Genomic DNA, 8,100 nt, shown 5'->3' on the forward strand with positions numbered 1-8,100 from the left:
GCGAAGGTTACATGATATCAGCCAGACTTGGAAACTATCTCATCAAATTAGTCCCCCCATAGAACCCCCTTGAGCCATCTTGCACACTTTTCTCTTTTTGTCAAATTTTATGTTAAGAAAGATGTGACTAATGGATAGCTTGATAAGGGGGGTGTCTGACAACTTTTAACACCTACCTACTTAAGTACCTAAGCAAAATTGATTAACCAATAAGGCCAGGGTTAACTTGTCAAAATTGTACCAAATGTACTTAGCAAAAATGTCGATCAAATTCAATTATAATTAACTTCTTATTCAAAATTTTAGTTAATTATGCGTTACAAACTTTTAGGTAATAGTGGTCTGCGAGTTTCGGAACTATGTCTAGGAACGATGACATTCGGGCAAGATTGGGGTTGGGGAGCGGATAAAGAGGAAAGTCGGGCGGTTTTTCGGGCTTTTGCGGAAGCGGGCGGCAATTTTCTCGATACCGCTAATCTCTACACTAACGGAACCAGTGAAACATTAGTGGGGGAATTTGTCAAGGGCGATCGAGAAAAATGGGTAATCGCCACGAAATATTCTCTCAACACGCGCCCCGGCGATGTCAATGCTTGCGGAAATCATCGAAAAAACCTCTTTCAAGCGGTAGAAGCTAGTTTAAAGCGTTTAGGTACTGATTACATCGATTTACTCTGGCTTCATCTTTGGGACTCTCTCACTCCTATCGAAGAAGTGATGCGCGCTTTCGATGATTTGGTCAGGATGGGAAAAGTGCTTTATATCGGCATTTCTGACAGTCCTGCTTGGATTGTCTCCCAAGGGAACACCCTGGCCACCCTACGGGGATGGACACCCTTTATCGGACTACAAATAGAATATTCTCTCAAGGAACGCACCCCCGAACGGGAATTATTGCCCATGGCCAAAGCATTAAATATCGGGGTGACAGCTTGGAGTCCCCTGGGAGGAGGAGTTTTAACGGGAAAATATAATCAACCCAACCCCGTCGATGGACGTTTAAGCATGACCGACCAACCTTTTCAAATTTTTGATCGCGATTTAAAAATTGCCGAGACTGTCCTAGAGATTGCCAGAGAAATTGAGAAATCACCGGCACAAGTGGCATTAAATTGGCTAAGAAATCGGCCTAACGCCGTAATTCCTATCATTGGCGCTCGAAAATTGTCCCAATTGCAGGATAATTTAGCCTGTGTGGACTTTAACCTGACTGGGGAACAGCTGCAACGACTCGATAATATCAGCGCCATTTCCCTTGGTTTTCCCCACGAACTTTTAGCCAGTCAATTTGTTGGCGATATCCTATTAGGAGGAGTAGCGGCACAATTGGACCGATGATGGAAGTTTTTGTTTATGGAACACTGAAACCTAAGGAGAGTAACTATTCTGCCTACTGTGCGGGAAAAGTGATCAACTCTAAAACCGCCTACACAAAGGGGTATTTATACCATCTTACCGCCCTCGGTTATCCCGGACTGACCGAGGGCGAGGGCTGGGTGAAGGGAATTTTATTGACTTTTAACGCAGATTATGATATTGGGCTTTTGGATGCTTTGGAAGATTATCAACCCGGCAGAGATCCAGAAGAAAACGAGTATCAGCGTCGCAGAATCCCTATTTATAATCTAGAGCGAGAATTGATCGGCGAAGCCTGGGGATATATGATGACACCGGCAAAAATAGCTCTCCATGGCGGTATTTGGCTGCCTTCCGGTTGGTGGACCAGTAGCGATCGAGAATAGGGATGAGGGGGCCGATTCTGTTAAGATATACAAATTAAAAGCTTAATCGTGAAAAAATTATGTATCTACTCCTAGAAGTGGCCAGTGGCAAATTCCCCGTTTATTTTGTGGCAGTTTATGTGGTCGGTTTTCTCGCTGCTGTCACCATCGGTTCGATCGCTTGGTACAATTCTAAACGCCCGGTCGGTTGGGAAGATGCCCAAAGACCCGATATTGTCCCCGAAGTGAAGACAGAGGTGGATTCTGATTCTCAATCCTAGAAAAAGGCAGTGATCAGTTATTTTAGCCGTCAGCTTTTTTCTCCCTTCTCAGCAATCAGGTTGGTTGGGATTGACCCTTGGCTGCGGACAAGGGACTAAAGACCTGACTAGGCGGTTATTTCAGGCATTTCCGCCCTTCCTGCCGAACAGAAACAGATAAATCAACCAAGGTCGATCGCAAATCGCTATGATAGAATATTGGGTCTTTAATTTCCGTCCCCTCCTCCTCTTATGAAACTGCCTGTCGTCGCTATCATCGCTAGGATATTTAGTTGACAAGAGGCTCCGAATACGATAGTATTCAACCATGAAACAACAAATTATCGACTTATTTTCTGGTGCGGGCGGATTGACCACGGGATTTCATTTAGCCGGGTTTGAATCTATCTGTGCAATTGATGTAAATGCGAAAGCATTAGCAACCTATCAACATAATTATCCTAAAACACGCACTTTTCAGGAAGACATCCGCAAAGTTAATCCATCAGAACTGCGCTTATACTTAGGTTTACAAAGAGAAGAATTAACCGCCCTTATCGGGGGTCCACCCTGTCAAGGATTTTCACGAAATATCCCAGCCGGGTATCGCTATCTTAATGATTCTCGCAATCATTTATATAAGTCTTTCTTAGGATTTGTTCAAGAGTTTCGTCCTCTTCATGTAGTCATGGAAAATGTTCCTGAAATTTTGAAAGCTTATGGCGGTATCATCAGAGATGAAATTGTAGCACATTTAGAATCTTGGGGTTATCAAGTAGTTACTACTTCCCTAAACGCCGCTTATTATGGAGTGCCACAAACTCGCTCAAGAGCCTTTTTTTTAGCTAGTCTAGAGCGTTTACCATCCCTTCCCCAAGCAACTCATTCTGGTGATATCAGAAGTGATTATAAAGCTGTAAAATCTTGGACACAGCTTACTTTACTAGAACCAAATATTGCCCCAGTTACTACTGTTAAAGATGCCATTAGTGATTTACCTACTTTAGAAGCAGGACAAGCTTATGATCACGAAATTTATACTAGGGAACCCGAGACCATATATCAACAGAAGATGCGTGAGCAAAGTCAAAAAATTGTTAATCATATTGCCCGTCCTTTAACACCAATTCAAATGTCAAGAGTGCAAATTCTGGCGGAAGGACAAGATGCGAGAGATTTACCTGCTGAATTAGCACCGAAAAAACACTATAGCGGGGCCTATGGTCGACTTTCTTGGGATAAACCAGCAAGAACAATTACAAGGTGGTTTTTTCATCCCGGTTCTGGCAGATTTTTTCATCCGACCCAGAATCGGACAATCACAATTCGTGAAGCAGCAAGATTACATTCTTATCCCGATCATTTTCACTTTTTAGGGACTTATACTGATATGGCCTCTCAAATTGGAGAATCTGTGCCACCACTGTTAGGCAAAGTGGTAGCAGACTCTATGGGACAAAATCTTGAGTATTAGTTTGGGTTTGTAGCGCTGCAAAAATTGTCTCCACATATCGATCTATTGTCAGACGAGTTCTCTCAATTCTCAGACGAATAGCGGCAGCGGGGATTGTTCTGCTTCTAAACAACTGTTTCTGATTTTTGTACCAAACTAACTGAGTTTTGCCAGCGATGCTTCCCTGTAAACCTGCCCCTACTCCCCCAGTTTTTTTATCTATTGCCCATGCCCAAGAAAAAACATTAGGATCAAGAGGATTAAGGGGGTATTCACAGTAAACATATTCATTGCCCTCTCGGTTTTTTAGCAATATTCCCTCATAGCTGTTGATGACATTTTGAGCAGTTTGACTGGAGCGAATCTTCTCGTTCCAGTGTTGAATAATAGCGGTTCCCAGTTGTGCGGGGGAAGATTGCAGATTCAAAGAGGGAACCCCAAGTTGAATGGCTTTTTTGATAATATCTGCTCGTTGAATTACGAACAAAAAGGTATTATCTGTAGTTAAACTATTCAGTTGTAGAGATTTTAGCGACCAACCACTGGCAGTTTTACTGTCCACTGCATCGTAGAGTAGTTTGCTTCTGCCTAGGGCAGGATCGGATAAAGGAATATTCTTGATATAATGAAAAATTGTTTCCCAGCTATAATCCTCGATCGAGCCAATCAATGGTGAGGCAATTGCGGCTAGAATGGCCTGCTTTAGTCTTTTAGTCTCGTCGTTCGTTAACACTTAGGGATTCCTCTACGGAATACAAAAATTCACTCATCCTCAGACCTAAAGCATTAGTAATATGACTAAGCACTCTCACCGATGGACTTTTTAATCCTCGCTCTAGTTGACTGATGTAAGTTCTATGCAGACCTGTTACTTCCGCCAAATACTCTTGCGACCACCCTTTTTCTTGGCGATAACGCTGTAGCTCTCGTCCTAAAATTTGCTCTAGTTGACCAGATTGCATAAGCTGAATTCTAGTCTTTTGTATACCAAAGTTCTACAGACTAAAGTATTCAATGTCTCAGTGCCGAACAGAAACAGATAAATCAACCAAGGTCGATCGCAAATCGCTATGATAGAATATTGGGTCTTTAATTTCCGTCCCCTCCTCCTCTTATGAAACTGCCTGTCGTCGCTATTATCGGTCGTCCCAATGTGGGCAAATCCACCCTCGTCAATCGTATCGCTGGAGATCAACAGGCGATCGTTTTCGATCAACCCGGGATTACCAGAGATCGCACCTATCAACCAGCTTTCTGGTGCGATCGAGATTTTCAAATTGTCGATACAGGGGGGCTAGTTTTTAACGATGACAGCGAATTTCTCCCTTTAATCCGCGAACAGGCTTTAATCGCCCTAGCAGAGGCAAGTGTGGCGATTTTTGTCGTCGATGGGCAAGGGGGAATTACCGCCGGCGATCGAGAAATTGCCGCTTGGTTACGACAGCAAAATGTCCCGATACTTTTGGCCGTCAATAAATGTGAATCGGTGGAACAGGGTATCCTGCAAGCGACGGAATTCTGGGAATTAGCCATCGGTGAACCCTTCCCCATCTCGGCCATTCACGGTTCTGGTACAGGTGAACTACTCGATGCGGTGATTAAATATTTGCCACCTGCGGCGGAAATTCCCGAAAATGAAGAGATTAAAGTGGCAATTATCGGTCGTCCTAACGTGGGTAAATCCAGTCTCCTCAATGCTTTAACCGGACAACAACGGGCGATCGTTAGTCCGATTTCGGGAACCACCAGAGACTCGATCGATACTTTAATTGAACGAGAAGGACAGGTTTATCGGTTAATTGACACCGCCGGCATTCGCCGCAAGAAGAATGTGGACTATGGAGCCGAATTTTTCAGTATTAACCGTGCTTTTAAGGCCATTCGCCGGTCTGACGTGGTGCTATTCGTCATCGATGTGCTAGATGGTGTCACCGAACAGGATTTAAAACTGGCGGGACGAATCATTGAAGAAGGGCGCGCGGTGGTGCTAGTGGTCAATAAATGGGATGCGGTGGAGAAAGACACCTACACCATCAATACTTACACCAAAATGCTCCAAGATCGGCTGTATTTTATGGATTGGGCAGAAATGATCTTTGTCAGCGCCATGACGGGGCAAAGAGTCACCAAAATCCTCGAATTAGTCGATATTGCCGCCGAATCTCACCGTCGTCGCGTCAGTACCTCGGTAATCAACGATGTGATCGAAGATGCGGTTAAATGGCACAATCCCCCCACCACCAGGGGCGGAAAACAGGGGAAACTATACTATGGCACGCAAGTATCGAGTCAACCCCCCACGATCGCCCTTTTCGTTAACGATCCCCAGCGCTTTAATGATAACTATCGCCGTTACATCGAAGGGCAATTCCGGCAACAGTTAGGCTTTAAAGGAACCCCGATCCGCTTAATCTGGCGCGGCAAACCAGCGCGAGAAGTGGAAAAAACAGTTAATAGAGCCACCAAGGTCTAATTTATGGATTTATTGCGAAGTTTGCCCATCGGTCTTTATCTCGATCAACCGATTACCCGACTACATCAACTAGATGCGCGGGTAAAATTTATCTGGTTAATGGCTTTTTTAGCAGCACCTTTATTGGCTAATCCTTGGTGGCGTTTAGCTTTGGTGGGATTGTTAATGTTGTTAACCCTGTTGGCCCCTATTCCTCCCCGCGTCTGGCGGCAACAGATGGGCTGGCTGATATTTTTAGCGATTATCGTCTTTCTGATTACTGCTATCACTCCCGATGGTTTAGGGGTGAGTATTCAACCGCGTTTACCGGATGAAGGGCTGAATTTACCGCCAGCAAGTGATTATCAGTATGTTTTATGGGATAGAGGTCGTTTATTTGTTACCCGACGTTCTTTGGAATTAGCAGTGAGAATTAGTACCTTAGTTTTTACTTTAATTTATAGTACTAATCTCTTTTTGTTGACGACGGCCCCGGAAGAAATTACCGAAGGTTTAGAGAATTTAATGAGTCCTTTACGGCGATTTAATGTGCCGGTGACGGAAATTTCTCTGACTCTGACCCTCTCTTTGCGCTTTATTCCCCTGGTTTTAGAAGAAGTGCAAAATCTAGCTAGGGCAGTGAGAACTAGGGCGATCGATTGGCAAAAATTAGGGATTAAAAAGAGTTTAAACGTCTGGTTAACAGTAGTGGAAAAATTACTAGATAATTTGCTTTTGCGCGCCGAACAAATAGCGATCGCTATGGAGGTTCGCGGTTTTACCAGTCCCAATCAGCATCAAGTACGCTGGCACGAATTAAAGTTAAGATGGGCTGATTTGATCGCTTTATTTTTGTTAATTCCCTTTTGGGCAGCCCGATTAGTTTGGGGGGGTTTATAGCAGTTATCAGTTATCAGTTATCAGTTATCAGATTTGAGTTTTAAGTGTGCAGTATTAAATAGAAGTTTCCTACTGTCTTTGCACTGATTACTGATTACTGTTTACTGATTACTGTTTACTGTTCACAGCAAAAAACTCCCCACACCCTACACCCAGCCTAGACTTTAACTGCGTTGTCACCCCTTCAGGGTGCGGATGTTGACGGCAATGTTGTGGAATTTATAACCGAGGAACCCTTCGCGCCTCCGGGAGGAGTAGTAATTATCCCTCTGTGCTGCCCCAGGAGAGTCCTTCCACAGAATCAATGCCACTGGCTGCTTGCCACACTAAGGGACCTGCGTAGGAATAATATCCCAGCCAGACAGTCGCTCTGTAGAAGAATCAGACAAGCCATAAATGGTACATTATCAAAGCGCAAGTCCCTAAATGGTTACATACGCTACATAATCTGTTACCATTTAGATGCGGCGATTCTTCTGTCCGTTTTGTACCGATAACTCCTTATTGGATAAGCGTTTCCACTGAGAAGATGTACCAAACTGAGCCTGAATCTGCCGTATGTATGGAATTGTTGATTGGGAATCTTTATTATGGCATTGCAGGAAGGCACTTACATCTGGGAATACGGCGACACCACCCAGGCTCTCTGGTTCACCGCTTCTTACAACACGGTCACAAATCAGTGGACTGTTGATATGAAGAAGGGGTCGATGGACCTCAATGCGTTGTGGTGGTCGAATGGCGATAGCAACGCGGATGGCACTATCAAGTTGTTATCAAAGGATAACAGTCTCAATATGAATGGGACTGGTATCGTCTGGGATGGATACGACAAGATTTCCGATACGGGGTTAACGGGAAAGGAGCATAATGGCAGCAATCTTCTGACTGCGGGTAATACCTACACTTACAGCTACAGCAAGGATCAAGGGGTAGAGATTGAATCGTTATTGGCTCAGGGTGTTGTCACCCTTGGTGTCAGAGCCACAAGCGTCAACGGCACCGACGGTATCAAGGCGGTAGATGGACAATATGTTTTCGTTCCCTACGATACAACTCCACCTACAGTGACAGTCAATATCGTTGATACTTCCCTGAACGACGGCGATAACAATTCTCTCGTCACCTTTGAGTTCAGCGAAGATGTGAATGGCTTCACAGCCGGTGATGTGAGCGTCAGCGGTGGAACCCTGAGCGACTTCACCCAAGTGGATGGCAACAGCTATACGGCCATCTTCACGGCCGACGATGCGGTGGAAACCACCGGCTCGGTGTCCGTGGCAGCCGATAGCTACACCGATATTGCCGGTAACA

9 protein-coding genes are annotated in these 8,100 nt (G+C 44.6%); 7 read left to right on the forward strand and 2 right to left on the reverse strand.

Going from position 1 to position 8,100, the window contains the following annotated elements; genetic code table 11:
• Window positions 1-312 precede the first annotated feature (312 nt).
• From IM477_RS08675 to IM477_RS08690, 4 genes are all read left to right on the forward strand, one after another.
• The gene (locus IM477_RS08675; RefSeq protein WP_287731393.1) at window positions 313-1,338 is read left to right on the forward strand and encodes an aldo/keto reductase; all 1,026 of its coding nucleotides are present in this window, start codon (window positions 313-315) and stop codon (window positions 1,336-1,338) included.
• Window positions 1,335-1,742 carry a gamma-glutamylcyclotransferase family protein gene (locus IM477_RS08680; protein WP_287731394.1) on the forward strand — a complete coding sequence of 136 codons (408 nt, stop codon included), beginning with the start codon at window positions 1,335-1,337 and terminating at the stop codon, window positions 1,740-1,742. The genes IM477_RS08675 and IM477_RS08680 overlap by 4 nt, the downstream gene beginning before the upstream one ends.
• A gap of 59 nt (window positions 1,743-1,801) precedes the next feature.
• Window positions 1,802-2,002: a photosystem II assembly protein Psb35 gene (gene psb35, locus IM477_RS08685; RefSeq protein WP_002761344.1), complete on the forward strand. Its 201-nt coding sequence runs from the start codon at window positions 1,802-1,804 to the stop codon at window positions 2,000-2,002.
• A gap of 307 nt (window positions 2,003-2,309) precedes the next feature.
• A complete protein-coding gene (locus tag IM477_RS08690) occupies window positions 2,310-3,455 on the forward strand; it encodes a DNA cytosine methyltransferase (protein WP_072926932.1) in 1,146 nt (381 codons plus the stop codon).
• Here IM477_RS08690 and IM477_RS08695 read toward each other — a convergent pair.
• On the reverse strand, window positions 3,430-4,167 hold the full coding sequence (locus tag IM477_RS08695; protein WP_287731395.1) for a hypothetical protein: 738 nt from the start codon (window positions 4,165-4,167) through the stop codon (window positions 3,430-3,432). The genes IM477_RS08690 and IM477_RS08695 overlap by 26 nt on opposite strands.
• Entirely contained in the window at window positions 4,145-4,396 is a 252-nt protein-coding gene (locus tag IM477_RS08700) for a helix-turn-helix domain-containing protein (protein ID WP_002761350.1), read from the reverse strand. Before IM477_RS08700 ends, IM477_RS08695 begins: the two co-directional genes overlap by 23 nt.
• A 152-nt stretch (window positions 4,397-4,548) precedes the next feature.
• On the opposite strand from IM477_RS08700, the gene der reads away from it, so the two are divergent.
• The 3 genes from der to IM477_RS08715 form a co-directional block, all read left to right on the forward strand.
• Window positions 4,549-5,907 (forward strand): ribosome biogenesis GTPase Der, encoded by a 1,359-nt coding sequence (gene der / locus IM477_RS08705; RefSeq protein ID WP_004268090.1) that lies wholly within the window; start codon window positions 4,549-4,551, stop codon window positions 5,905-5,907.
• Window positions 5,908-5,910: 3 nt separating this feature from the next.
• Window positions 5,911-6,786 carry an energy-coupling factor transporter transmembrane component T family protein gene (locus IM477_RS08710; RefSeq protein ID WP_287731396.1) on the forward strand — a complete coding sequence of 292 codons (876 nt, stop codon included), beginning with the start codon at window positions 5,911-5,913 and terminating at the stop codon, window positions 6,784-6,786.
• A gap of 590 nt (window positions 6,787-7,376) precedes the next feature.
• Window positions 7,377-8,100, forward strand: a 724-nt coding sequence (locus tag IM477_RS08715) for an Ig-like domain-containing protein (RefSeq protein ID WP_287731397.1), incomplete at its 3' end; no start/stop codon positions are given.

The sequence above is a fragment of the Microcystis sp. M090S1 genome (assembly GCF_020246295.1).
Classification (GTDB): domain Bacteria; phylum Cyanobacteriota; class Cyanobacteriia; order Cyanobacteriales; family Microcystaceae; genus Microcystis; species Microcystis aeruginosa.

Coding starts and splice junctions, on each gene's coding strand:
- IM477_RS08675 (WP_287731393.1), top strand. CDS start 313: ATGCGTTACAAACTTTTAGGTAATAGTGGTCTGCGAGTTTCGGAACTA.
- IM477_RS08680 (WP_287731394.1), top strand. CDS start 1,335: ATGATGGAAGTTTTTGTTTATGGAACACTGAAACCTAAGGAGAGTAAC.
- psb35 (WP_002761344.1), top strand. CDS start 1,802: ATGTATCTACTCCTAGAAGTGGCCAGTGGCAAATTCCCCGTTTATTTT.
- IM477_RS08690 (WP_072926932.1), top strand. CDS start 2,310: ATGAAACAACAAATTATCGACTTATTTTCTGGTGCGGGCGGATTGACC.
- IM477_RS08700 (WP_002761350.1), bottom strand. CDS start 4,396: ATGCAATCTGGTCAACTAGAGCAAATTTTAGGACGAGAGCTACAGCGT.
- der (WP_004268090.1), top strand. CDS start 4,549: ATGAAACTGCCTGTCGTCGCTATTATCGGTCGTCCCAATGTGGGCAAA.
- IM477_RS08710 (WP_287731396.1), top strand. CDS start 5,911: ATGGATTTATTGCGAAGTTTGCCCATCGGTCTTTATCTCGATCAACCG.